The organism is Brevibacillus formosus, from assembly GCF_003013405.1.
GTDB classification, from domain to species: Bacteria; Bacillota; Bacilli; order Brevibacillales; family Brevibacillaceae; genus Brevibacillus; species Brevibacillus formosus.
Genome location: NZ_PXZL01000013.1, coordinates 275,419 through 300,939 on the forward strand (window position 1 = coordinate 275,419; position 25,521 = coordinate 300,939).

The 25,521-nt window shown below is 47.6% G+C and carries 24 protein-coding genes and 1 pseudogene; 23 read left to right on the forward strand and 2 right to left on the reverse strand.

Translation table 11 applies throughout. The annotated features are described in order from the left end of the window. Positions 1-25 precede the first annotated feature (25 nt). Genes C7R91_RS13910 through C7R91_RS13920 form a run of 3 tightly spaced genes read left to right on the forward strand, consistent with a single transcriptional unit; the run spans position 26 to position 2,164 of the window. On the forward strand, positions 26-580 hold the full coding sequence (locus C7R91_RS13910; protein WP_047068878.1) for a copper transporter: 555 nt from the start codon (positions 26-28) through the stop codon (positions 578-580). After that, positions 567-1,259 (forward strand): glycosyltransferase family 2 protein, encoded by a 693-nt coding sequence (locus C7R91_RS13915; RefSeq protein WP_047068879.1) that lies wholly within the window; start codon positions 567-569, stop codon positions 1,257-1,259. Before C7R91_RS13910 ends, C7R91_RS13915 begins: the two co-directional genes overlap by 14 nt. Then, positions 1,241-2,164 carry a UDP-N-acetylmuramyl pentapeptide phosphotransferase gene (locus C7R91_RS13920; RefSeq protein WP_236697826.1) on the forward strand — a complete coding sequence of 308 codons (924 nt, stop codon included), beginning with the start codon at positions 1,241-1,243 and terminating at the stop codon, positions 2,162-2,164. Before C7R91_RS13915 ends, C7R91_RS13920 begins: the two co-directional genes overlap by 19 nt. Here C7R91_RS13920 and C7R91_RS13925 read toward each other — a convergent pair. Further along, complete coding sequence (locus C7R91_RS13925; RefSeq protein WP_007720834.1) at positions 2,161-2,421, reverse strand: DUF2627 domain-containing protein; 261 nt, start codon at positions 2,419-2,421, stop codon at positions 2,161-2,163. The genes C7R91_RS13920 and C7R91_RS13925 overlap by 4 nt on opposite strands. Before the next feature lie 216 nt (positions 2,422-2,637). Between C7R91_RS13925 and C7R91_RS13930 the strand changes: the two genes are divergently transcribed. The 10 genes from C7R91_RS13930 to C7R91_RS13975 all read left to right on the forward strand — a co-directional run bounded on the left by C7R91_RS13930 (position 2,638) and on the right by C7R91_RS13975 (position 16,658). Further along, positions 2,638-4,707, forward strand: a complete 2,070-nt coding sequence (locus C7R91_RS13930) for a sigma-54-dependent Fis family transcriptional regulator (RefSeq protein ID WP_047068881.1) — start codon at positions 2,638-2,640, stop codon at positions 4,705-4,707. A gap of 233 nt (positions 4,708-4,940) precedes the next feature. Continuing rightward, positions 4,941-6,032, forward strand: coding sequence for a Glu/Leu/Phe/Val dehydrogenase dimerization domain-containing protein (locus C7R91_RS13935; RefSeq protein WP_047068882.1), 1,092 nt, complete (start codon positions 4,941-4,943; stop codon positions 6,030-6,032). Between the two features lie 140 nt (positions 6,033-6,172). Continuing rightward, positions 6,173-7,594, forward strand: coding sequence for a dihydrolipoyl dehydrogenase (gene lpdA, locus C7R91_RS13940; protein WP_047068883.1), 1,422 nt, complete (start codon positions 6,173-6,175; stop codon positions 7,592-7,594). Positions 7,595-7,612: 18 nt separating this feature from the next. After that, a complete protein-coding gene (locus tag C7R91_RS13945) occupies positions 7,613-8,605 on the forward strand; it encodes a thiamine pyrophosphate-dependent dehydrogenase E1 component subunit alpha (RefSeq protein ID WP_047068884.1) in 993 nt (330 codons plus the stop codon). A gap of 13 nt (positions 8,606-8,618) precedes the next feature. Then, the gene (locus C7R91_RS13950) at positions 8,619-9,602 is read left to right on the forward strand and encodes an alpha-ketoacid dehydrogenase subunit beta (protein ID WP_007720847.1); all 984 of its coding nucleotides are present in this window, start codon (positions 8,619-8,621) and stop codon (positions 9,600-9,602) included. Between the two features lie 20 nt (positions 9,603-9,622). After that, a complete protein-coding gene (locus C7R91_RS13955) occupies positions 9,623-10,975 on the forward strand; it encodes a dihydrolipoamide acetyltransferase family protein (protein WP_047068885.1) in 1,353 nt (450 codons plus the stop codon). A 241-nt stretch (positions 10,976-11,216) separates the two neighbouring features. Next, on the forward strand, positions 11,217-13,352 hold the full coding sequence (locus C7R91_RS13960; protein ID WP_047068886.1) for a copper amine oxidase N-terminal domain-containing protein: 2,136 nt from the start codon (positions 11,217-11,219) through the stop codon (positions 13,350-13,352). A gap of 331 nt (positions 13,353-13,683) precedes the next feature. Beyond that, on the forward strand, positions 13,684-14,100 hold the full coding sequence (gene mce, locus C7R91_RS13965; protein ID WP_047068887.1) for a methylmalonyl-CoA epimerase: 417 nt from the start codon (positions 13,684-13,686) through the stop codon (positions 14,098-14,100). 91 nt (positions 14,101-14,191) lie between these two features. Beyond that, positions 14,192-15,313, forward strand: a complete 1,122-nt coding sequence (locus tag C7R91_RS13970) for a M20/M25/M40 family metallo-hydrolase (RefSeq protein WP_047068888.1) — start codon at positions 14,192-14,194, stop codon at positions 15,311-15,313. A 145-nt stretch (positions 15,314-15,458) separates the two neighbouring features. Continuing rightward, positions 15,459-16,658 carry a DUF3866 family protein gene (locus tag C7R91_RS13975; protein WP_047068889.1) on the forward strand — a complete coding sequence of 400 codons (1,200 nt, stop codon included), beginning with the start codon at positions 15,459-15,461 and terminating at the stop codon, positions 16,656-16,658. 1 nt (position 16,659) lies between these two features. Here the strand turns inward: C7R91_RS13975 and mciZ are convergent. Next, positions 16,660-16,713, reverse strand: a pseudogene (gene mciZ, locus C7R91_RS29965) (Z-ring formation inhibitor MciZ); the annotation flags it as partial. A 105-nt stretch (positions 16,714-16,818) separates the two neighbouring features. Here mciZ and C7R91_RS13985 point away from each other — a divergent pair. From C7R91_RS13985 to C7R91_RS14030, 10 genes are all read left to right on the forward strand, one after another. Beyond that, complete coding sequence (locus tag C7R91_RS13985) at positions 16,819-17,376, forward strand: NUDIX domain-containing protein (RefSeq protein WP_047069480.1); 558 nt, start codon at positions 16,819-16,821, stop codon at positions 17,374-17,376. A 4-nt stretch (positions 17,377-17,380) separates the two neighbouring features. Further along, complete coding sequence (locus C7R91_RS13990) at positions 17,381-18,553, forward strand: endonuclease Q family protein (protein ID WP_047068891.1); 1,173 nt, start codon at positions 17,381-17,383, stop codon at positions 18,551-18,553. 67 nt (positions 18,554-18,620) lie between these two features. After that, positions 18,621-19,247 carry a stage II sporulation protein M gene (gene spoIIM / locus C7R91_RS13995; protein ID WP_016739960.1) on the forward strand — a complete coding sequence of 209 codons (627 nt, stop codon included), beginning with the start codon at positions 18,621-18,623 and terminating at the stop codon, positions 19,245-19,247. Between the two features lie 94 nt (positions 19,248-19,341). Next, positions 19,342-19,806, forward strand: coding sequence for a ferric iron uptake transcriptional regulator (gene fur, locus C7R91_RS14000; protein ID WP_007720739.1), 465 nt, complete (start codon positions 19,342-19,344; stop codon positions 19,804-19,806). 156 nt (positions 19,807-19,962) lie between these two features. Continuing rightward, a complete protein-coding gene (locus C7R91_RS14005; protein WP_047068892.1) occupies positions 19,963-20,202 on the forward strand; it encodes a YqzK family protein in 240 nt (79 codons plus the stop codon). 93 nt (positions 20,203-20,295) lie between these two features. Beyond that, a complete protein-coding gene (xerD, locus tag C7R91_RS14010; RefSeq protein WP_047068893.1) occupies positions 20,296-21,183 on the forward strand; it encodes a site-specific tyrosine recombinase XerD in 888 nt (295 codons plus the stop codon). Positions 21,184-21,302: 119 nt separating this feature from the next. Next, positions 21,303-22,475, forward strand: a complete 1,173-nt coding sequence (deoB, locus tag C7R91_RS14015; RefSeq protein ID WP_047068894.1) for a phosphopentomutase — start codon at positions 21,303-21,305, stop codon at positions 22,473-22,475. A 60-nt stretch (positions 22,476-22,535) separates the two neighbouring features. Continuing rightward, positions 22,536-23,345: a purine-nucleoside phosphorylase gene (locus tag C7R91_RS14020; RefSeq protein ID WP_047068895.1), complete on the forward strand. Its 810-nt coding sequence runs from the start codon at positions 22,536-22,538 to the stop codon at positions 23,343-23,345. A 24-nt stretch (positions 23,346-23,369) separates the two neighbouring features. Beyond that, positions 23,370-24,677, forward strand: coding sequence for a pyrimidine-nucleoside phosphorylase (locus tag C7R91_RS14025; RefSeq protein ID WP_047068896.1), 1,308 nt, complete (start codon positions 23,370-23,372; stop codon positions 24,675-24,677). A 331-nt stretch (positions 24,678-25,008) separates the two neighbouring features. Then, the gene (locus tag C7R91_RS14030) at positions 25,009-25,479 is read left to right on the forward strand and encodes an Lrp/AsnC family transcriptional regulator (protein WP_012686077.1); all 471 of its coding nucleotides are present in this window, start codon (positions 25,009-25,011) and stop codon (positions 25,477-25,479) included. The last annotated feature ends 42 nt before the right edge of the window (positions 25,480-25,521 follow it).

The following is a 25,521-nucleotide window of genomic DNA, read 5'->3' on the forward strand; positions in this document are numbered from 1 at the left end:
ACTACGCACTTTCATGGAGGTAGACATGATACCCTTCCGCTATCATTTGATTTCACTGGCTGCCATATTTGTCGCACTTGGGGTAGGTATCTTGTTAGGAGGGACGGCGGGTCATTCATGGATTATGCAAGGAACAAAAGGCATTCTTTCCAATATGGAAGCAAAATACGATCGCGCTCTCAAAAGCAACCATGAATTAAGACAGCAAATAAATCGATTGCTAAAGGAAGTTGCGCGCAGCAACCAAGAAGTCGTCCAACTCATGAGCATACGCTATGTGGATGAATTGGCAGGAAGCAAGGTGTATGTTTGGCAGGAGGATGGAAACGTTGCTGAACAGATTAAGCAATTGATGCATTCAGTAGGCATGGAAGTGGTTTCTTATCGCGATGGAAACAGCTGGGAGGATGGGGTTCTTTTGGTGGTAGCAAGGCAAGCCCCGCTTTGGCTACGGGAAAAACGGGTGAATTCCTGGATACAGGTCGCAGAAGTGCCTGACTCCCCTGCAAAACAATGGGCACTTTTGGAGCAAGTGCAAAATAGATTGGCTGAGAGGAAGGGCTCGCGTGGAAAAAGTTAGCGTTGTCATCCCAGCGTTCAACGAACAGGCTTCCATCGGTGATACACTCCGTGCCATCCGTGAACGCTTCTTTTGTGATGAACTGATCGTCGTGGATGATGGCAGTCAAGATGAGACGGCACACATCGCAAGCAAGTGGGCGGATAGGGTAATTCGAGCGCCGCGCAATCAAGGGAAAGGTGCAGCTGTCCAATTGGGCTGGAAGTGCGCCAGTGGGGATGTGGTCATGCTTCTCGACGGTGATTTGCGAGACAGCGCAGCAGAAGCTGCACATTTGCTTACACCGGTGCTACAGGATGTCTGTGATATGGCGGTAGCTGTTCTGCCACCTCCCAAAGTGAAAGCAGGTCTCGGATTAGCAAAAGGCTTGGCCCATCATGGGATCCGTATGTTGACAGGTTTTGAAGCAAGAGCCCCTTTATCGGGACAACGGGCGATACGTCGCGAGCTTCTTGACCGGTTAGGGAGCCAGGATAAGGGATTTGGCATTGAGGTGGGGCTCACTGTCGATGCTTTGCGGGCAGGGTACCGTGTAGCGGAGGTCCCTGTCTTTTTTTCGCATCGTGAGACGAAAAACGATTGGACAGGCTTCTGTCATCGCGGGAAAGAGTTTGTCGCGATCAGCCGAACGCTATGCTTGAAATGGTGGGAGGGGCAGGAGTGGAAACGAAAATCATGATGCTCATGATGCTCGTCGCGGTCGTTTTTCCGCTGGTGCTTGTCCGCCCGTTGTATAAAATTGGCATACAAAAGCTCAAAGCGCTGGGGATGAATCGACTCAATTACGATGGAGAGCCAGTTCTGACAGCAGGGGGGCTTATTCTCGTATGTTCGAGCGCTATAACTGGGATTGTGCTGATCGGACTGCTTTCGCTCAGAGGGATGAATAGTGAGCTTTTCCTGCACGGTTTATTATTTCTAACAGGCATGATCACAATGGCCTTTTGGGGATGGCGTGATGATCGCGCATCAGATCGGGAGGCAAAAGGCTTTCGTGGACATTTCGGCGTGTTATGGCGAGAGCGGCGAATGACCAGCGGTATGTGGAAGTTAATTGGAGGGACAAGCACGGCATTTTGTCTCACTCTATTTCTTTCGAACACGTTGTGGGGAGGCTTTGTTGCCTTTGGTTTGCTCGCGCTCTCACCCAATATTATCAACTTATTTGATTTGCGGCCTGGCCGGGCGATTAAAGTATTTTGGTGCCTGACAACACTGGCAGGAGCATTTGGTCTATGGACAATAGGAGCTAGTGCGGCGACGGCAAACTGGATTTTTTTGACCCCTGTTTTCATTACAAGCATGCTCATGTTTCCCTATGACGCTGGCGGCAAAATCATGCTGGGAGATACAGGGTCAAATGCATTGGGATTTGCAGCAGGCTTTTCCTTTGTCATCGGGACACCGATTTATGTACAGGCGAGTATGCTCGTGCTTTTCTTGTGTCTTCAGATTGCGGCAGAATTTTGCTCGTTTTCCCGCGTCATTGAACAGGTCGGTTGGCTCCGACGACTCGATCAATGGGGGAGAGCTACAGAAGCTGAAAATAAAAAAAACCAGACTGGCTCGTCCGGTTTGGTCTAGTCCTCGTCATCAGGTTCGGGAACCATGAAACGGGGCTGTACGCGATTTTTTTTGCGTTCGTGATGGAGAATAAAGCCAGCAATAAACCATACTGGGATGGCGAAAGCCAGTATGCCTAGAATGAGTTTTCCCCATAAAAATCCAACATCCGGAGAGGCAGAATAGAAGAATGCATCACGGATTAACTTGATTCCGTACATGGCGATTGCCGCCGGGATTACCATAATTAAGAGTGCAATGATTTTCTGAAAAACCAAGGATTTTCACCCCTTTCTCGAAGGCGTAAACGATTACAACAACTACAGTACGGTCTTTTCATCATATCGGATGCCAACAGCCTTGTCCACCGTGCCTGTTGCACACGAACGAGCGCACGTTAGGGAAGAACGCCTGTCCATCAACGGTTTGTTGGAGTACAATGGTAACGAGTAAGATCGTAAAGAGGTTGTTTCGAAAAGTGAGGGGTCTCTCGCATGCACAAGCTGCTCATCGTTGGTGCGGGACGTGGTGGAACAGCACTCCTGCGGATGCTAAACCAGATGGACCGATTACAAGTCGTTGCTGTCGTCGATCAACGGCCGGACGCCCCAGGCATACTGCTGGCCCAATCATTGGGGATTCCCGTCGATCAGGATTATCGGCCTTATTTGGATGAGGATCTGGATGTCATTTTAGAAGCTACAGGGGACCTGGGGGAGTATGAGCACCTCAGGCAATTAAAGAAAGACAAGACAGTGCTCATCCCAGGAACGTTTACAAGAATCGTCATGAAATTGATTCGGGAACGCGATAAGCTGATTGCGGCATTGATGCAAAATCAGCGGGAGCGGGAAACGATGCTAAACTCCACGCATGACGCGATTATCGGCGTCAATCGCCAAGGAATTATTACGTTGTTCAACAAAGCCGCAGAGCGATTGATGGGCATCGAGGCGAGTGAAGTGCTGGATACAAAAGTTTCAGAGCGTATACCGAACACTCGGTTACATATTGTACTAAAGACAGGCTCTCCCGAATTAAATCAGGAGCAAGTCTTGCCGAATCAGACGCGCATTATTACAAACCGCGTGCCTGTTCGCAATGATCGAGGAGAAGTTGTCGGAGCTGTTGCCATTTTCCGTGATATTACAGAAATCATGGCGTTGGCAGAAGAAGTGACGAACTTGAAAGATTTGCAGAGCATGCTGCAAGCGATTATTCAATCTTCGGACGAAGCGATATCAGTTGTTGACCAATACGGGAATGGACTTTTGATCAACCCGGCCTACACGAGGCTTACGGGTTTTTCGCAAGACGACATTATCGGGAAACCAGCGACGGTCGATATTTCCGAAGGCGACAGTATGCACATGCAAGTCCTGAAAACGAAGAAGGCAGTGAGAGGCGTCCCTATGAAACTGGGACCAAAGCGCAAAGACGTCGTGGTCAATGTTGCACCGGTTGTGGTCGATGGGGAGCTGAAAGGCAGCGTTGGCGTCATTCACGATGTCTCTGAATTCAAGCGCTTGTCAGAAGAGCTGGAGAAAGCTCGTCGTATCATCCGCAATCTGGAGGCAAAATATAGCTTTGCAGACATCATCGGCTATAGCGAGTCCATGCAGCAAGCGATCGAGCAAGCCAAAAAAGCGGCGTCAACACCAGCAACTGTCCTTCTTCGTGGAGAATCGGGAACGGGGAAAGAGCTGTTTGCCCACGCCATACATAATGCAAGTGAACGAAAATACAACCAATTCATCCGGGTCAATTGTGCAGCGATCTCAGAGAGCCTCTTGGAGAGTGAGCTTTTCGGTTATGAGGAAGGCGCGTTTACAGGTGCCCGTCGAGGAGGGAAGCGGGGGCTGTTTGAGGAAGCGAGTGGGGGAACCATCTTTTTGGACGAGATCGGCGAGCTGTCCATGAGTATGCAGGTCATGCTTTTGCGCGTCCTGCAAGAGCGAGAGGTTGTGCGGGTCGGTGGAACGAAGCCGATCAACATCGATGTTCGCGTCATTGCGGCTACCCATGTGAATCTGGAGGCAGCGATCGGAGCGGGACGTTTCCGTGAAGACCTGTATTATCGTCTCCACGTCGTACCGATTCATATTCCTCCGCTAAGACAGCGCTTGGAAGATATTAAGCCGATTGCTATGCATCTGCTACGAAAAGCCAATCTGGAGTACGGAAGAAATGTAGAAGAGCTGCATGAAGAAACATTGCAGATGCTTCTGTCCTACCACTGGCCAGGCAATGTACGCGAGCTAGAGAATGTACTGGGCAGGGCGATGATTCATATGCGGATCAATGAGCGAATCATTATGCCGGAGCATTTACCCCCACTGGAAAGAAGAATCGCTTCAACTAAACAGGAAGAGGCCCAGCATGAGGGTTCCACTGGCAGTACATTAAAAGAAGCGGTGGAAAAGGCAGAACGTCAACACATATTGCGGGAACTGGCAGCAGCCAAAGGCAATCGCACCCTTGCAGCCAAACGCCTCGGAATCGCGATTCGCAGTTTGTACTACAAGATGGAAAAATTGGGCATCATGGATGTGCAGGAAGAGTAAGGAAATGGGCGTGCAAAATATTGCACGCAAATCTTTGCGCGTATATGCAAAGAAATGCAGACTTGACGTAGGGACAATCATCCCGCGTTCTCTAAAATAAAGCGCTTTCACAAGTTTGGTTTTGTTGGCATGACTTTTGCATATACCTCTTGGCGGGAAATTCTCCAAATGGAGCCCACTGTTACGCCAGCTTACTTAAGCGGAAAACGAAAGATACTAGGGAGGTTTCTTCAGTGAACATCTTTGACTACATGCAAAAGTACGATTACGAGCAATTGGTATTTTGCCAAGACGAAAATTCCGGTTTGAAAGCAATCATTTGCATTCATGATACGACATTAGGACCAGCACTCGGCGGTACGCGCATGTGGCCGTATAAAACAGAAGAAGAGGCGATTGTGGACGTACTGCGCCTCGGTCGTGGGATGACTTACAAAAACGCAGCGGCAGGACTGAACATCGGTGGTGGTAAAGCTGTCATCATCGGTGACCCGCGCGAGCATAAGAGCGAAGAGCTGTTCCGTGCTTTCGGCCGCTATATTCAAGGGCTGAATGGCCGTTACATCACAGCAGAGGATGTAGGAACAACGGTAGCAGATATGGATATGATCCACTTGGAAACAGATTTCGTTACAGGTGTTTCTCCTGCATTCGGTTCCAGTGGCAACCCATCCCCTGTTACAGCTTACGGTGTCTACCGTGGAATGAAAGCTGCTGCTAAATTGGCGTTTGGTTCCGACTCTCTCTCCGGACGAGTGATTGCTGTACAAGGTGTAGGAAACGTAGCGTACAATCTGTGCCGCCATCTGCATGAAGAAGGCGCGCATTTGATCGTAACGGATATCAATCAAGAAAACGTAGATCGCGCAGTGAACGATTTCGGTGCGAAAGCCGTTGGTGTTAACGAGATCTTTGGCGTAGAGTGCGATATCTTCTCTCCTTGCGCATTGGGTGCAATCATCAACGATGACACCATTCCGCTCTTCAAAGCAAAAGTGATTGCAGGGGCCGCTAACAACCAGCTGAAAGAAGAGAGACACGGCGACCAAATTCACGAAATGGGTCTGATCTACGCGCCTGACTACGTGATCAATGCTGGTGGTGTAATCAATGTGGCAGATGAGCTGCAAGGCTACAACCGCGAGCGTGCATTGAAAAAAGTAGAAACAATCTATGACAGCATCCTGAAAATTTACGAAATCGCTGAGCGTGATGGCATGGCTTCCTACAAAGCTGCTGACCGCATGGCGGAAGAGCGCATTGCAAGTGTTGCAAGATCACGTAATACTTTCCTGCAAAACGGCAAGACTGTTTACAAGCGCTAATCTCGTTTTTTCTATTAAAGTTCATACTCCTGTCCGCTCTTTTTGTGGAGGGCGGTCAGGAATACATAAACGGTTTTCTTTGAATATTCATATTCTCGTTAATACGCAGGTTAGCTTTCCGAATGAAAGGAGAGATCGTGGTGTCTCAAGAGTTTGATCTAGTCGTCCTCGGGGGAGGTACCGGCGGTTATGTAGCGGCAATCCGCGCTTCCCAATTGGGAATGAAGGTAGCAATCGTGGAAAAGGAAAAGCTCGGTGGTACTTGCTTGCACCGTGGTTGCATCCCATCCAAAGCGCTATTGCGCAGTGCAGAAGTATTCTCCACCCTGAAGGAAGCTGACAAATACGGAGTCTCGGCAGGTGCTGTAGGCTATGACTTCACAAAAATACAAGAGCGAAAGCAAGGCATTATCGACCAACTTCACAAAGGGATTCAATACTTGATGAAAAAAGGCAGCATTACTGTCTTTGAAGGCTTTGGAAGAGTCATGGGGCCTTCTATTTTTTCTCCGCAGGCAGGTGCTGTGCGCATTGAAAAGGAAAACGGGGACCAAGAAATGATCGTTCCACGATTCCTTTTGCTGGCAACAGGTTCTCGTCCACGCACACTCCCAGGTCTGGTCATCGACGGAGCTTATGTGGTAACAAGCGATGAAGCGTTGCAGTGGGAGCAATTGCCTGCTTCTGTAGTCATCGTTGGTGGAGGTGTCATCGGGATTGAGTGGGCTTCCATGCTCAATGATTTCGGTGTAGAAGTGACTGTTGTGGAGTACGCCGACCGTATATTGCCGTTCGAGGATGAAGAAGTGAGCAAGGAATTGGCTCGCCTGTTGAAAAAGCGGAAAGTCAATATCGTGACGGGAGCAAAAGTGCTGCCTGAATCGTTGGAAAAAGGGGAAGGCAAAGTCTCTATTCAGGCGGAAGTCAAGGATGGAGTCCAAACCTTTGAAGCCGAAAAGGTACTCGTATCAGTAGGACGCCAAGCGAATGTAGAAAACATCGGTTTGGAAGCAACGGAAATCAAAGTCGAGCGTGGCGTAGTCGTGGTTAATGAATTTTTCCAGACCGCAGAGTCTCATATTTATGCGATTGGTGATGTTATTGGCGGTCTGCAATTGGCGCATGTTGCTTCGCATGAAGGGATACTCGCGGTAGAGCACATGGCTGGACAAAACCCGCACCGGATGGATTACACCAAGGTTCCGAAATGTACGTATAGCCGACCTGAAGTCGCAAATGTCGGACTCACTGAAAAAGAAGCAAAAGAACAAGGCTACGATGTGAAAATCGGCAAGTTCAGCTTTAAGCCGCTGGGCAAAGCACTGATCCACGGTGAGAATGACGGCTTTGTGAAGTTGGTCGTTGATGCCAAGACCAATGATTTGTTAGGGGTTCACATGATCGGTACACATGTGACAGATATGATTTCCGAAGCGGGCTTGGCCCGTGTGCTGGATGCGACTCCGTGGGAGATCGGTCAGACGATTCACCCACATCCATCCTTATCCGAAGCAATCATGGAGGCAGCTCAGGCTGTCGACGGAAAAGCGATACACAATTAGCAAGGAGGGAATGTAACGATGACAACCAAGCGACATGAGCAAGTGGGATTAACCGATGCACAAGTCCTTGACATGTATTATTACATGCTATTGGCCAGAAAAATTGACGAGCGTCAATGGCTGTTGAATCGTGCGGGCAAAGTACCGTTCGTGATTTCCTGCCAAGGTCAGGAAGCAGCGCAGGTGGGGGCAGCTTTTGCGATGGAAAAAGACAGAGATTTCTTGTGCCCGTACTATCGCGATCTTGGTTTGGTGCTGGTCTTTGGCCAAACAGCCCGTGATTGCATGCTGTCCGCCTTTGCGAAGGCAGAAGACCCGAATAGCGGTGGAAGACAGATGCCAGGTCACTTCGGTGGCAAGAAGTACAATATTTTGACGGGCTCTAGCCCTGTTACTACCCAAGTGCCACACGCAGTCGGTATGGCTTTGGCAGGTAGAATGAAGCAAAAAGATTTTGTTGTGTATGCATCTTTCGGAGAAGGCTCCAGCAATCAGGGGGACTTCCACGAGGGTGCGAACTTTGCGGGTGTCCACAAGCTCCCCGTTATCTTTTTCTGCGAAAACAACAAATACGCGATCTCTGTACCACTGAAAAAGCAGCTGGCTTGTGAAAGTGTAGCAGACCGTGCGATCGGTTACGGCTTCCCAGGAGTCAGTGTGGACGGAAACGATCCGATTGAAGTATATCGTGTCATGAAAGAAGCGGTTGAACGTGCTCGCAGTGGTCAAGGGCCAACGCTGATTGAGGCCGTTATGTATCGCCTTGTTCCGCACTCCAGTGACGATGACGATCGTGTGTATCGGACGAGAGAAGAAGTGGAAGAAGCGAAGAAAAAGGACCCGTTGATTGTTTTTGCTGAGTATTTAAGAGAGATCGGACTTTTGGACGAACACAAGGAAGCAGATATGCTTGCTCGTGTACAGTTGGAAGTGGATGAAGCCACTGAATATGCAGAAAACGCGCCATATCCAACACCAGAATCGACAATGACATACGTATACGGGGAATAAGGGGGGAGCTTTTATGGCAGTCATTTCTTTTATTGATGCAATTACAATGGCGATGCGTGAAGAAATGCGTCGCGATTCCAATGTGTTTATCCTCGGAGAAGACGTTGGCGTACGCGGTGGGGTTTTCCGTGCGACAAACGGATTGATTGAAGAGTTTGGCGAGGAGCGCGTGATTGATACGCCACTGGCTGAATCCGCAATTGTCGGTGTAGGGATTGGTGCGGCCGCTTACGGTATGCGTCCAATCGCAGAGATTCAGTTTGCGGACTTTATCATGCCAGCTGTGAACCAAATTGTCAGTGAGGCTGCGAAAATGCGCTATCGTTCAAACAACGACTGGCATTGCCCGATCACGATTCGTGCCCCATTCGGCGGCGGGGTTCACGGTGCACTGTACCACTCGCAATCTGTGGAAGCGATGTTTACGAACACTCCTGGTTTGAAAGTAGTGGCACCTTCGACACCTTATGATGCAAAAGGTCTTCTGAAAGCAGCCATCCGCGATGAAGATCCGGTGCTCTTTTTCGAGCACAAGCGCTGCTATCGTTTGATCAAGGGCGAAGTGCCTGAGGACGACTATGTGTTGCCGATTGGCAAGGCGGACGTCAAGCGAGAGGGCACAGACATTACAGTCATCTCCTACGGCTTGACTCTGCACTTCGCACTGCAAGCTGCGGAAAAGCTCGCACAAGAAGGCATCAGCGCGCATGTTCTCGATTTGCGCACATTGTATCCGTTGGACAAAGAAGCGATTGTAGAAGCGGCTTCGAAGACAGGTAAAGTATTGATCGTACACGAGGACAACAAAGAAGGCGGCGTTGGCGGTGAGGTAGCTGCCATTGTAGCAGAGCATTGCCTGTTTGATTTGGATGCACCGATTAAGCGTCTATGTGGTCCAGATGTACCAGCTATGCCATACAGCCCGCCGATGGAAAAATACTTTATGCTGAACCCGGAAAAAGTATTGGAAGCAATGCGCGAGCTGGCCAACTTTTAAGGCGAGGAGGACCAAGGATCATGGCAACGAAAGTACTTATGCCCCAGCTCGGAGAGAGCGTGACCGAGGGCACTATTAGCAAATGGTTGGTCAATGTAGGCGACACGGTCAAGAAATACGACTCGCTGGCTGAAGTGACGACGGATAAAGTAAACGCAGAGGTTCCTTCTACCGTTTCAGGACGTGTTACTGAGATCGTCGTGCCAGAAGGTGAGACGGTTGCTGTCGGTACATTGATCCTATATATAGAAGAGAGTGGTGCGGAAGGTGCAACGAATACGGCACCTGCTAGCACGACGGAAACCACGGCTCCACAAGCGCCTGCAACCGAGCAGCCAAAGGCAGCAACGCCAGCTGTATCCATTCAACAAGCACCAGTCGGCGATGGGCCAAAACAACGCTATTCACCCGCGGTTGTTATGCTCTCACAGCAACATGGCATTGATTTGTCCCGTGTTGTAGGGACTGGAGCAGGTGGTCGGATTACCCGCAAAGATGTCCAAGCGATTATCGACGCGGGCGGTCAAAAGCCAGCTGAGACCGTGAAAGAAACAGTCGCGCAGGCTCCTGTGGCAGCAGTCGAACAAACTACTGTCGTTTCAACGCCTGCGCCGGCAGCACCAGCACCAGCTCCAGCTTCGACTCCTGCTGTTTCCGTAGATATTCCGGTTGCAAGCGGTGATCAAGTTGTACCTGTAACATCTATTCGTCGTACGATTGCAAACCGAATGGTACAGAGCAAGCATGAAGCTCCACATGCTTGGACGATGGTCGAAGTAGATGTGACCAATCTCGTTAACTTCCGCAATCAGGCAAAAGGCGAATTTGCGAAAAAAGAAGGGCTCAACCTCACGTTCCTGCCGTTCTTTATCAAAGCGGTGGTAGAAGCGCTGAAAGAGTACCCGATGATCAATTCCACGTGGGCACACGACAAAATCATTGTGAAAAAGGACATCAACATCTCCATCGCAGTAGCTACGGAAGATGCTCTCTATGTTCCTGTCATCAAGCATGCTGACCAAAAATCTATTTTGGGCATAGCTAAAGCAGTCGATGATCTGGCAGCACGCACCCGTGCAGGGAAATTGACGATGGATGACATGACGGGCGGAACCTTTACGGTTAACAACACAGGCTCCTTTGGCTCTGTTTTGTCCCAGCCGATTATCAATGCTCCGCAAGCTGCGATTCTTAGTGTCGAGTCCATTGTGAAACGCCCTGTCGTTATTAACGACATGATCGCAGTGCGTTCTATGGTCAATCTGTGCATGTCCTTGGATCATCGCGTGCTGGATGGTCTGATTTGTGGGCGATTCCTGCAAAGTGTGAAACAAAAGCTCGAGAATGTAGGACCGGATACCAAGCTGTATTAGAGTGTCATTGAAGCCAGGTCAAGTAATGACCTGGTTTTTTGATGAAAGAAATGCAAAAAAATTTTTCCAAATCGATCATTACGTATGTAACTTTTTCAGAGGCATCATCGTCTTACCAATTGAAGCCGGTAAGTCTCTGAAATGATCTAGAAGAGATTCCCACCAGATAGCATTTGTGGTAGACTGATAGCGTCCTGCTAGAGAGATTTTCCAGATCAACGGTAAATATGGGAGGAAAAACATGGAGAAAAGTAAAAAAGCACTACCAATAGTGCTGGCATCAGCGCTGGCCGCTACACCTTTTGTTGCAGTACCGCAAGCATATGCAGTTGAAAAGTTGGATGTATCAGCTGACAACGATGGTGCCGGGAAAGAAAGTGAATATGATATTAAATTCACGCTAGAAGAAGACCTGGCGAGCGGAGATACCATTACGGTTGATTTCGACGATGATTTCGATGTGGATAAAGATATCAGTAAGAAAGATATTTCCGGTATAGATGTCAAAAGGGTAGAAGTGGATGGCAATGAAGTGACCATCACGGTGGATGAGGATTTTGATGAAGGCGATAAAATCTCGTTTACCATTAAAAAGGGAATCACAAATCCTGATGACAAGGGTACATATGACGTAAGTGTAGAAACCGAAAACGAGAGCTCTGACACAGACGAAGTTGAGATCAAAAAAAGCAGCTCCAGCAGCAGTAGCAAGTCCAAAAACGATTACAGCGTAACGCTGAGCAGCAAAGCAGCAGGCGAAAAAGTTAGCCTCAAACTCGGCAAAATTTCTCTGAAAGGCAGCGATGAGCTGGAGACGAGCTCCACGATTACCGTCACTTTCCCAGAGAAAGGCATGTTGCCTTCAAGCATTGATGAAGACGATGTAAAAGTAAACGGTTATACAGCGAAATCCGTCAGTATTAGCGGTAGCTCGGTAGATATCAAGATTCCGAGTGGAGCAGACTCGGATGATTACATTACGTTGGAATTTGACAAATCTGCTGGCATTGAGAACCCTAGTTCTGGCGACAAATATGTTTTCAAAGTGAAATACGATGGTACGACATATGAGTCAGATGAATTCGAAATTACGAAAAACGGCTCCAGCTCAAGCAGTGCTTCCGACAGCTTCACGGTTAATCTGTCCGATCCAGGTGCAGGAGCTCGCACTAGCTACACGTTTGATGCTGACTTCGGCAGCAAAGAGTTGAAAGAAGATGGAGAACTGATTCTTGAGTTCCCGTCCTCTGATATGGTACCGGGCATTTTGACAGCATCAGACTTTTTACTCAATGGGAAAGCAGCGAAGAAAGCTAGTGCACTCGGAAACAAAGTTGCCTTGGTTGCACCAACCGGCTTCAAAGCGACTAGCAAAGTGAAGGTTGAAGTTACTTTCGGAGCGTGGATTTCGAATCCAAAAACGGCTGGCAACTACACGTTGAAGGCTACTGTATCCGGAAGAACTCTGGAATCCAAAGCCTTTAGCATCGGTGGCTCTTCGGTGAACCCGACGCCAACTAACCCAACCAACCCGACCAATCCAGTTCCTGTACCAAATACAAATACGAACAACAGCACTGCAACTATCGCATTGACACAAAATGCACTTGGCAAGCAGACGGGTGTGAACGTGGCAATTAAAGGATTGGGTGTTGGTCTGCAAAAGCAACGCGATTTCATCGAGATCGTATTCCCGGTAGGCTACAAGGTACCGGCTTACATCGCGCCAGCTAACATCTCTGTGAATGGTGTAGGTGCGAATTTCGTTGCAGTTCGTGGACAAAACGTTCTGATTTATCCGTCTCAGGATATTCCTGCGGCAACAAATGCTAATGTCGTGATCAATCCAGCGGCGAACATCGTAAATCCTGCTGTGAAAAACACATATAGCATCAGCGTATTTACTTCCGAAGAAAGAGGTTTGCTGTTTGCTCGTGCTGTTGGTGTAGGGATGCCTTCCCCGGCTCAACCAAAGCCTGCAACGCCAACACCGCAACAACCGTCGACAGCAATTCCAGCAAACGCGGCTTCCTTTAAAGTAAATACAGCAAGCTTCACCCTGCAAGGCAAAACGTATCCTCTCTCTGTAGCTCCTTACATTGAAGCAAATACGACCATGGTTCCAGCCCAATTCTTTAAAGAAGCAATGGCACTGACTACGCAATGGAACAATACAAGTGTTGCTGTTATCAGTGGAACCAAAGTCGTGAAGTTTACAGTTGGGTCGAAAAAAGCAAAAGTAGGCAATACGGAAATTCAACTGCCAACACCTGTTGTTCTCAAAAACGGTATGCCAATGATTCCAATCCGTACCGTTACGGATAATCTTGGTTACAAAGTCGGCTGGGCTGCTCCAAGCGTATACGTATACAAATAAAAACAAGCTGGGACAAACGAAAAACCCCTTTCCGCTTTTCGGTCGGAAAGGGGTTTTTACTTGTTTATCATCCCTCGTTTATTGAAAGTAAAAAAACGTGGGAACGATGAGTGAGAGTATTAGAATACCGATCAGGATTTTGGCAAAGAGCGATTGATGTCTCATTCTAATCAAACCTCCTTTCAAGGTAAAGAGGAAATTATCAGGTGATTCTGTAAGTGGCTGTGCTAGAATGAAGAAAAGGATATCATTGGCTTTCTTTTTTCGTCCATGCTGAAATTGTACCGAATTGTAGCCAATGAGACAACCACTTACAAAAGGATGATGATTCATGAGCGCACCGAAAAAAATTGCCCATATTGGCATTGCGGTAAAAAGCTTGGAAAAGACGCTTCCCTTTTATACCGAGCAATTGGGATTGGAGTTGGTTGGAACCGAAATCGTGGAGAGCGAACAAGTACAAGTGGCATTTTTAAAGGTCGGGGAAAGTCATATTGAATTACTAGAGCCGTTGAGTGATGAGAGTCCGATAGCAAAGTTTATGGAAAAACGAGGAGAAGGCATCCACCACATTGCTTTTGATGTAGACGACGTTACTGGTCGTTTAGCCACATTAAAAGAGCAAGGTGTACCTCTTATTCACGAGATCCCCAAAGCGGGTGCGCACGATGCGTTGATTGGATTTTTGCATCCGAAAGCAGCGAATGGCGTTTTGTATGAGCTGTGCCAATATCCGAAAGAATCATAGGCGTTTACGTAGTAGAAAAAATTTTTTTGCGGTATACTGGAACTTGTGAATATGTACCAAAATCGGGCAGTACGATCAGGAGGTAACGAGTGTGAGTACGATCAACCAAGAGCGTTTGTTAAATGAATTTTTAGAGCTCGTCCAGATTGACAGTGAAACGAAGAACGAAGCAGAGATCAACAAGGTGCTCAAAGAAAAACTGATTGCGATGGGCTTTACCGTAGAAGAGGATGACGCAGCAGCGAAAACCGGACATGGTGCCAACAATCTGATTGCAACCTTGGAGGGAACTGGAAAAGGTCCAACCATCCTGTTTAGCAGCCATATGGATACGGTTGTACCAGGAAACGGAATCAAGCCTCAAATTCGCGATGGCTACATTTATTCTGACGGAACGACGATCCTTGGTGCCGATGACAAAGCAGGAATCGCGGCGATCTTTGAAGGGATCCGCAGCATGAAAGAGCAAAACTTGCCTCATCCAACGATCCAAGTCGTATTGACTGTAGGAGAAGAGTCCGGACTTGTAGGCTCCCGTGCAATGGATTCCAGCCTGCTGAAAGCAGAAATGGGCTTCATTCTCGATTCGGAAGGTCCGGTTGGAAAAATTACAGTAGCTGGTGCTGGTCAATACCGCATCGTAACTAAAATCCACGGCAAAGCAGCGCATGCAGGTGTGAATCCTGAGGATGGCATCAGTGCTATAACGGTTGCTAGTAAAGCAATTTCCCGTATGCCACTGGGCCGTATTGATGCAGACACAACTGCAAACATCGGTCGCTTTGAAGGTGGTAAAGCGTACAATATCGTAACCGATTATGTAGAAATTTGGTCCGAGGCTCGCAGCTTGGTTATGGACAAGCTGGAAGCTCAAGTGAAGAAAATGACGACAGCATTTGAAGAAGTGGCAGCCGAGATGGGGGCGACTTGTGAAAATGAGGTTATTTTTATGTACCACGGCTACAAATTCAATGAAGAAACGCCTGTTGTACAAAAAGCGATTGCAGCGGTTAAACGTGTAGACCGCAATCCGGAGCTGGTTGCAAGCGGCGGCGGAAGCGACGGTAACGTATTTAACGGCTACAACGTGCCAAGCGTAAACTTTGCCATCGGCTATGAAGAAATCCATACAAAAAACGAGCGCATGCCAATCGCAGAACTGAACAAAGCGGCTGAGTTGGTGCTTGCTGTTATTGCAGAAGTGCAAGAGTAACCAAAAGACAGGTCGGAATCTCTGAGAGGGGGTTCCGGCCTTTTTGTTTGTTCGCTTACTTGTTTGCATGATTGAGACAACCACTGTTCATCATAGACTGAATAGAAAGCTCGAGGACGAGGCAGGAAAGAAAGGGGGAAGCTGAGTGCTCCGTTTGGCGGTGGGGACGGTCCAAAAAGTTCTGGAAAAGCAAACAGGGATACAGATACTCGAAGTCCGGACAGAATCGGTTGCTGGATACAAAGTGGAGAGAGTGCTGTCTTTTTTACAGGAGGATTACAACAGTGGCGATTTGCTTTTGATGAATACAACAGCTGTTCATCTTGAATTGGGGACAGGCGGGTATCACTTTGTCGTAGGGAAGGTTTCCCAACCGGAAGAAACTGATGTCCTTCCGAATGAGTGGGGGCATGTCATGAAAATGCGCTATTCGCCATGGCAGCTCGCGGTTGATTCGGTAGAAGAACAGGCCAGCCCATATCACCCCTTGTTTGTACAAGAAGATTTATCCCTGGAAGGTACTCCTGTTTTGATCAGCGAGCTACACAGTCTTCTACCTGTTGCTGTCCTTGCTTTGCATAAAGAAAATCCTAATGCTCGTATCGTATATGTCATGCCGGACGGCGCATCCTTGCCGATTGCCTTGAGTCAGCACGTCCATCAATTAAAAGCAGTCGGGAGCTTGGCTGCGACAGTGACAACAGGTCATGCGTGGGGCGGAGATCGCGAGTCGTTGACGATTCATAGTGGCTTGTTGGCAGCGCGGCATGTAGAGCATGCCGATATCATTATTTGTATGTTGGGACCTGGGGTAGCAGGTACGGGTACATCTTATGGCTTCTCGGGAATTCAGTTAGCTGAGGTCATTCATGCCGTATCTACTCTTGGAGGAACACCCTTTTTTATTCCTAGAATCAGCTTTGGGGACACACGTACCAGGCATTACGGTGTCAGTCACCATACCATTTCGATATTAAACAGATTTGCTCTTTGTCCTGTTTTAGTTACAATCCCGATTTTCGGGGATGAAAGAGATGAACTACTTTCACGGCAAATGAAAACAATAGAAGTGGCGGGGAAGCATATTTTGGTAAAGGGAAAAGTCCCAGACCTGTCAGAACTGGCTTCGCTGGAAAAGAGGTATGGCTTGTCCTTTTCTACAATGGGGAGAAATTGGCAAGAGGACCCTGCACCTTTTCAAACGGCATGCATGGCGGCCGATTTTGTAGGAAAAAGTGTGGGCTACATCATCCAAAGCGTTAACGACGCCCCGCATTCGCCCGCTTCATTAAGTACTCTTGAAGAGTTAGGTCTTTATTTGACCAGGAACGAAGTGAAGCCTTGATCTCCCAAGCTTTCCCGACCATACGCAATTGCTTTTCGCTAACATATGTTTTCATTCATGATCTCCTCCGATACAATAAGGTGGACAAGCTCTATGCTCCCAACTTATGGAGGGAATTGATGATTTAGAACGACTTTATGGAAAAAGGATGATGACGACAATGAGTAAATATGATCACTTATATGAAAAAACCATTTCCAGTCAACCGATTTACGACGGAAGAATTATTAAGGTGAAGGTAGATGAGGTGCTTCTGCCCAATGGCAACACAGCCAAGCGAGAAATCGTGAATCATCAAGGAGCGGTTGCCGTGTTGCCGATTACCGATGATAACAAAATGGTTGTGGTTCGACAGTTCCGCAAGCCATTGGAGCGTACGATCGTGGAAATCCCAGCAGGAAAACTGGAGCCAGGGGAAGAGCCACTTGCATGTGCAATGCGCGAGTTGGAGGAAGAGACGGGCTACGTTGCAAGTCAGTACACACCGCTCAGCTCTTTTTATACATCGCCAGGCTTCGCGGATGAAATTTTACATGTCTTTGTCGCCACTGGTTTGAAAAAAGGAGAAAGCAAGCCAGACGAGGATGAGTTCGTTGATGTGCTGGAAGTAACACTCGAAGAAGCACATGCCCTGCACCAAAGTGGAGAAATACGGGATGCCAAGACAGTCGTGGCATTGTTTGCGTGGGAAAACAAAATGCTGCGCGAACGTGGATAGAACCATGCTCCCTTCCTATTTTTGCGACATGCATATTCACATCGGTGGTACGTGGACAGGTAAACCTGTGAAAATAACGGCTTCTCGCCAAATGACTCTCACCAAAATTTTGGAGGAGGCCTCAGATAAAAAAGGGATGGATGTTATCGGGATTATCGATGCACATTCGCCGGAGGTTCAGGATGAGCTGGTAGATCTGTTGGAAAAGGGATTAGCGACTGAACAGGAGGATGGGGGAATTTCCTACAAAGATACGTTGCTAATCTTGGGGTGCGAAGTAGAAATCAAAGAGCCAGGGCGTGGTGCAGCCCATTTTCTCGTTTATTTGCCGAAGCTGCAAGAAATGAAGCAATTTACCGCATGGCTGTCTGAACGCTGCAAAAATGTGCAATTAAGCTCTCAGCGTATCTACACATCACTGAAGGAATTGCAAGCCTGTGTCCATCAGTTGAAGGGTCTTTTGATCCCGGCACATATTTTTACGCCGCATAAAGGGTTGTACGGGAGCTGTACGGATTCGATGGCCGAAGTGCTTGATCCTTCGCTCATCTATGCGGTTGAGCTGGGATTGAGTGCGAATACCATTATGGCGGACCGTATATCCGAGCTACATGACAAAACCTTTCTCACAAACTCAGATGCCCATTCTCTGGCGAAGATAGGCCGGGAATATCAAGCGGTGTATATGCAAGAGCGCTCCTTTGAAGAGTGGGTAAAAGCCATTAAGCGCATCGGTGGAAGAGGGGTTCATGTAAATTACGGTCTACACCCTGAGCTTGGCAAGTATCATCAGACGGCATGCCAAGGTTGCCAGTCTTTGCTCGCGGCGGATGCTTCAGGAAAATGTCCGGAATGCGGCTTCCAACGAATTGTGCGAGGGGTTGCAGCGCGCATTGATCAGCTGGCGGATGTAGAGGCTGGCCAGCATCCGGTATTCCGTCCTCCTTATATCGAGCAAATCCCGTTGGAATTCATCCCGGGAATTGGTCCAAAATTGTTGGACAAGCTGTATCGGTCGTTTGGTACACAGATGAACGTATTGCATCGCGTGAACGAAGAAGAGCTCACCCATGTTGTCGGAGAGAAAATCGCTTCGCTCATCGTACAAGCACGCGAGGGAAAGCTCTCTGTCCAAAAGGGCGGCGCCGGTACTTACGGAAAGATCATCCCGATGTAGGTTGTCATAGGGGAGAACTCGTCCGCATAAGCTGTACAGTAATCAGCCAAGCGGGAGGCGACGAAGCGTGCGTTCACGAGTCGGACAAACTATCCAATCCTATGCGAGAGAGCATCAGTCACTCTACTGGTTCACGATCGTCCTGTTTACGATGGGCATTATTTTCGGAGCCGTCCTCGTCAATTCACTGCCATTGTCACAGAAGCAGGAGCTGTACGGTTTTCTGCAATATTTTTTTAACAGTCTTGGCAGTGATGGAATCCCTGAGACCAGTGCCCATTTTCAGCAGGCGTTTGGTCATTATGCCAAAACCATTGCGATCATGTGGGTGCTGGGATTGTCCATTATTGGGTTGCCGATGATTTTGTTGATGCTCTTCCTAAAAGGAGTCGTGGTCGGTTTCACCGTCGGTTTTTTGGTGAGTCAGCTCCAATGGCAAGGTGTAACATTTGCCATGGTGGGTGTTCTCCCGCAAAATTTATTAGTCGTCCCTGCCCTTTTTATTGTAGGCGTCAGCGGAATTTCGTTTTCTCTTCGACTCATACGAACGAGAGTGCTGAGCAAAAGAGATGTTATCATGCCACACTTTATGGGCTATACCGTCCTTGTTCTTAGCATGCTGGCGGTATTGACGATTGCAGCCTTGTTTGAAACCTTCATTTCCCCTAGGCTGATGCAGCTTGTGCTTAATTAAGAATAATTCTCAGGTAAGAACTTATGCATTTGACTTATTCGATGCCCCTCTACTATAATAGGAACAGGTTTCATGCGAGCGGGGAGGGGCATTAATGTTGGAAGAAAAATTAGAGAAAATTAAGCAGCAGTTGCATTCACAGAACTACAAGCTGACACCACAGCGTGAAGCCACTGTTCGCGTGTTGTTGGAGAATGAAGAAGATCACTTGAGTGCGGAAGATGTTTACTTGTTGGTGAAGGATAAAGCACCGGAAATCGGGCTTGCTACCGTATACAGGACATTAGAGCTGTTGAGCGAACTGAAGATCCTTCATAAAATGAATTTTGGCGATGGCGTAGCTCGTTACGATCTTCGTGATGATAATGCTGCCTATCACCATCATCACCTCATTTGCCTCAATTGTGGTACGGTGGATGAAATTTTTGAAGATCTGCTTGTCACAGCAGAAGAAAAAGTCAAGAATGTTTACAACTTTTATATTACCGACCACCGATTGACCTTCTACGGGATCTGCAATCGTTGTGTAGATAAAGTGAACGTGGAGGACTTCAAATAAAGTCGACTTCTCTGGGAACGGAGAAGTTTTTCTTTTTTCATCGGGAGCTTTTGTAATGGCAGACCTAATCCTGTGGAATCCTAAGCGAGGATCGATCCGAATGGAGCGAGGGACAAGTGCATATAAATGAAAGAAAGTCTGTAAGGAGGCTCACCGATGAAGGTCTCTTATCGCCGCTTGATGGAGGGTCTTCGTTTCTTGCTTCTTTTCATTACCTGCACCTTGCTCTCCTACGGCATCATTACCTTGCTGGCGGACAAATTTCTCCCGGCAAACCCTTATCATGAACCACATGGGAATGCGGTGAAGGTAGTAAAAGTCATCAACACCTCTCAGGCGCAGGATTTTGACGGATATGTCGCACGTCTGCAGCTCTTTTATTTAACGGGAGAGTAATGCAAGTGTGAGTTTTTTACCTGGAGAAGCAGGAGTTTCTTTTTCTTTGTGGAAAGCAATACAAGATACTTATCAGCTGAAGGGGACAGCTTCATGGACAGTCTGATTGATCAGTTTATTCATTTCCTGACTGTGGAGAAAGGGTTATCGAGAAATACCCTGGAATCCTATCAACGGGATATGGTGGCCTTTACCTCGTACTTACAAGAGCAAGGTGTTGCTCGAATAGAGGATTCTACTCGGACGCACATCATTGGGTACTTGCTTGTTTTACGGGAAAAAGGACGTGCTACAGCAACACTTTCTCGCAATATGGCATCGATACGAGCGTTTTATCAGTTTCTCATTCGGGATAAATACATAGATAAGGATCCATCCATTCATCTGGAAACACCGAAGATTGAAAAACGCTTGCCGAAAGTGCTTTCTGTTGAGGAAGTGGAACGTCTTTTGGAAAGTCCTCCTGTCAATCATCCTGCCGGGCTGCGGGACAAGGCGATGCTTGAGCTTTTATATGCGACAGGCATTCGCGTCTCGGAGTTAGTCAATCTGGATAGTGCTGATGTGAATCTGGATATGGGCTTCGTCAAATGCTTGGGAAAAGGATCAAAAGAGCGAATCATTCCGTTAGGCTCGGTTGCCATTCAAATGGTTCGCCACTATTTGCAAGCAGGGCGCCCCAAGCTGGTAAAAGGAACTGGCGATACTGCATTATTTCTGAATCACTTGGGTAAACAAATTACACGGCAAGGTTTTTGGAAAATTATTAAACGCTATGCACAAAAATCGAACATCCGTGCTGAGATTACACCCCATACGCTTCGCCACTCTTTTGCCACTCACTTACTGGAAAATGGAGCCGATTTGCGCTCTGTTCAAGAGATGCTTGGGCATGCTGATATTTCAACCACCCAGATTTACACACATGTGACCAGAACGCGGATTAAGGACATCTATGCCAAGACGCATCCGCGAGCATGAGTATGAAAAAACGATCGACTCCGCCTGATTGTCGGGCGGAGAAAAATTTTCTGAATCAGGTCAGACGTCTGACGACTTGATTTTGGAATTCGAATGACTGGTAAACAGGAGGCGTTAAGATGCAGTATTCACGAGTTTTTTTGATCGTCATGGACAGCGTAGGGATTGGCGAACAACCTGATGCGCCTAAGTTCAATGATGCAGGAGCGAACACCTTAGGTCATATCGCGGAACGAGTTGCAGGATTTTCATTGCCTAACTTACAAAAATTAGGTTTGGGAAATATAGCGCCACTCCAAAATGTCGCGCCAGTTGCAACCCCTATGGCCCATTATGGAAAAATGCAGGAAATCTCTATGGGAAAAGATACGACGACGGGTCATTGGGAAATCATGGGTCTGCATGTATCTACTCCGTTTAACACGTATCCAGACGGATTTCCTCAAGAATTGATCTCAGAATTTGAGCAACGTATCGGTCGCAAGGTGCTCGGGAACAAAGTCGCTTCGGGGACAGACATTCTCGACGAGCTTGGCGAAGAGCATATGAATACAGGGGCAGTGATTGTCTATACATCTGCGGACAGTGTATTCCAGGTGGCAGCCCACGAAGAGGTTGTTCCACTGGAAGAGCTGTACCATATATGCGAGGTAGCTCGTGAGTTGACGCTTCGTGATGAATTCGCCGTTACTCGTGTCATTGCGCGTCCATTTGTTGGACAGCCGGGCAATTTTAGCCGTACGGCAAATCGTCACGATTATTCCGTGAAGCCATTTGCTCCGACAGTCATGAATCGTTTGCAAGATGCTGGCCTTGCTTCTATTGCCATTGGAAAAATCAGCGACATCTACGCAGAAGAGGGCGTTACCCAATCTATCCGCACCAAAGATAACATGGACGGAGTGGATCAGATTCTGGGCACGATGAAACAATCGTTTACGGGCCTTTCCTTTGTCAATCTCGTAGACTTCGATGCGAAGTTCGGTCATCGCCGTGATCCAGAAGGGTATGGTCAGGCATTGATGGAGTTCGATGCTCGCATTCCTGAGCTTTTGGAAGCGCTACAAGAAAATGATTTGCTGGTCATCACAGCAGACCATGGAAACGATCCTGTACATCATGGCAGCGACCATACCAGAGAATACGTTCCGTTGCTTGTCTATCACAAGGGTATTCAAGCTGGACAGCATTTGGGCATCCGTGAAACATTTGCGGACTTGGGTGCGACCATTGCGGACAATTTTGGAGTAACTGCTCCAGTGATTGGGAAGAGCTTCCTTAATCATTTATAAAGGTTAAGCAAAAATAAACATTTATATAATAGAAGAAACACAAAAAAGGAGAGAGTTAAATTGGCAAATTTCCATGACGCAGTAGCATATATCGAACCGAAATTGACAGAAAAACCAACCATTGGTCTCGTACTCGGATCAGGGCTGGGTGTCTTGGCAGATGAAATCGAAAATCCAGTGATCATTCCTTATCATGAAATCCCTGGCTTCACTGTGTCCACCGTTGTCGGCCACAAAGGACAACTCGTGATTGGTAAGCTGCAAGGCAAGCAAGTCGTTGCGATGCAAGGTCGTTTCCACTTTTATGAGGGACATGGACTGGATGCCGTTGTTTTCCCAATCCGTGTCATGAAGCTGCTCGGCGTAGAAACCATTATTGTGACCAATGCGGCTGGAGGAATTAACGAAGGCTACAATCCAGGCGACCTCATGCTGATTTCCGATCACATCAACATGACGTTCCGCAATCCTTTGATCGGTGCAAACGATGAACAATTGGGAGCACGTTTCCCGGATATGTCTGAGGCTTATTCCAAACAGCTCCGCAAGCTGGCTCATGAAGTTGCGTCCGAGCAAGGAATCCAGCTCCGTGAAGGTGTATATGCAGGTCTGCTAGGTCCTAGCTATGAAACTCCAGCAGAAATCCGTATGTTGCGTTTATTGGGTGGGGATGCTGTAGGGATGTCAACTGTACCAGAAGTAATCGTGGCACGACACATGGGTGTGAAGGTGCTTGGTATTTCTTGCATTAGCAACATGGCAGCAGGTATCTTGGAACAACCTCTGTCCCATGATGAAGTAATGGAAACAACAGAAAAGGTAAAATCGCAATTCCTGGCTCTGGTCAATGGCATCGTAGCCAAAATGTAAGTAACGGATTCGGAGGGATTAGCAATGCGTATGGTCGATATGATCGCCAAAAAACGTGATGGCGGAGAACTGACAACAGAAGAGATTCAATTTCTGGTGACAGGCTATACAGATGGAAGTATTCCTGACTACCAAATGTCCGCTTGGGCAATGGCAGTCTTTTTCCGTGGCATGACTGCGAGAGAGACAGGAGATCTAACCTTGGCAATGGCAGGGTCAGGCGAACAGCTTGACCTGTCTTCCCTGCAAGGAATTAAGGTAGACAAGCACAGTACAGGCGGAGTAGGGGACAAGACTACTCTTGTTGTTGCGCCATTGGTAGCGGCAGCAGGTATTCCTGTGGCAAAAATGTCCGGGAGAGGTCTTGGATACTCTGGAGGCACCATTGACAAGCTGGAGTCCTTCGCAGGTTTTGAAGTAGAACGCACACGCGAGCAATTTTTGCAGCAGGTGCGTGATATTGGCGTGTCCGTAATCGGGCAGTCTGGCAACCTGACACCTGCCGATAAGAAGCTGTATGCTCTGCGTGACGTGACAGCTACTGTAGAGGCTGTGCCGTTGATTGCAAGCTCCATTATGTCCAAGAAGATTGCCGCTGGAGCAGATGCCATCCTGCTTGACGTAAAAGTAGGCAAGGGCGCATTCATGAAAAGTATTGAAGAGGCAGAAACACTAGCAAATGCGATGGTTGCAATCGGCAGCCAAGTAGGGCGTAAAACGGTGGCAGTTATCAGCGATATGAACCAGCCGCTTGGTTTTGCTGTGGGCAATGCGCTGGAAGTGAAAGAAGCGGTGGAGACACTTGCAGGTAGAGGTCCTCGCGATTTGACCGAGCTGGTATTGGCTATTGGCGCCCGCATGCTTGTTATGGGTGGGCTTGTTACTGATGTGGAAGAAGGACGTAAGAAGCTCGAAGACCTGATGGCTTCCGGAAAAGCAGTGGATAAACTGGCGGAAATGGTAGAGGCTCAAGGCGGAAATAAGCAGGACGTCTATGATTTGTCTCGTCTGCCGCAAGCAAAGATCATTCATACCGTTACAGCCGAACAGGACGGCTTTGTAAGCGCGATTGATGCGGAAGCGATTGGCCATGCTTCTGTTGTCTTGGGTGCCGGCAGATTGACAAAAGAAATGCCGATTGACTTGGCAGTAGGTCTTGTTCTGCACAAAAAACGCGGGGATCAGGTGAAGGCTGGAGAGGTCTTGGTCACCATCCATGCCAACGAAGACCATCTTCTGCAAAATGCCTTGAAGGAAATGGAAGAAGCCTTCCAGATTTCGACGGCAATCGACGGAGAACAGCCGTTGATTTACAAAATTATCGAAGCATAGAATGTCCGGATATTAGTTGATCAATCAAATAAAACAAGGCGTGCACAGCACATGAGCACGCCTTGTTTTATGAGTAAAAATACAGTTTCTCGAAAAAATATTGTTGATTAAATCTAGTTTTTCATATTCAATAGTAAGATGTAAGTCGTTTTTTTATTATATAAAATATATTTTACTGTTCGGATTGACTTTATAAAGTTTTATTATTCTACTTGTCAAATTTCGTTGACACCGCTATCATTTCAGATTACTTTTATTGTATTAGACTGTTTGTAAAAGATTATTGCGAAATTCGTAAAAAAATGATGGAGGTTCCCAGAAAATCGTATTTATGAAAAAGCTGGACCATGTCGACAGACAGATTCTGCAAATCCTCCATGAAGATGGGCGCATCCCATATACAGAAATCGCCCATCAACTAGGCGTGAGCGAAGGAACAATTCGATCGCGCATCACTCGTCTTTTGCAAGACGGAGTCTTTCAATTTGTAATACAACCCGATCCAGAGAAATTAGGATTACATGTGCAGGCTATCATCGGGTTAACCACAAAGCTAGGTTTGCAGAAAGAAGTGGCAGAAAAATTAAGCAAATTCTCTGCAGTACGCTTTGTAGGCGCTTATAGCGGTAAGCACGACTTGATCATCCAAGCGTGTTTCCATAGTAATGATGAGCTGATCACCTTTGTCAACGAACGACTCTCTCAAATTGAAGGAATTGCAGCTGCGGACGTTTCACTGGAACTGAAGCAGTACAAAGACACCTTCTCTTTCGTTCAAGACGACGAGGTGACCCTGCAATGAAAGGGGTTGATGCCTTCCAGCCGAAGTCAAGCAGCTTCGTGT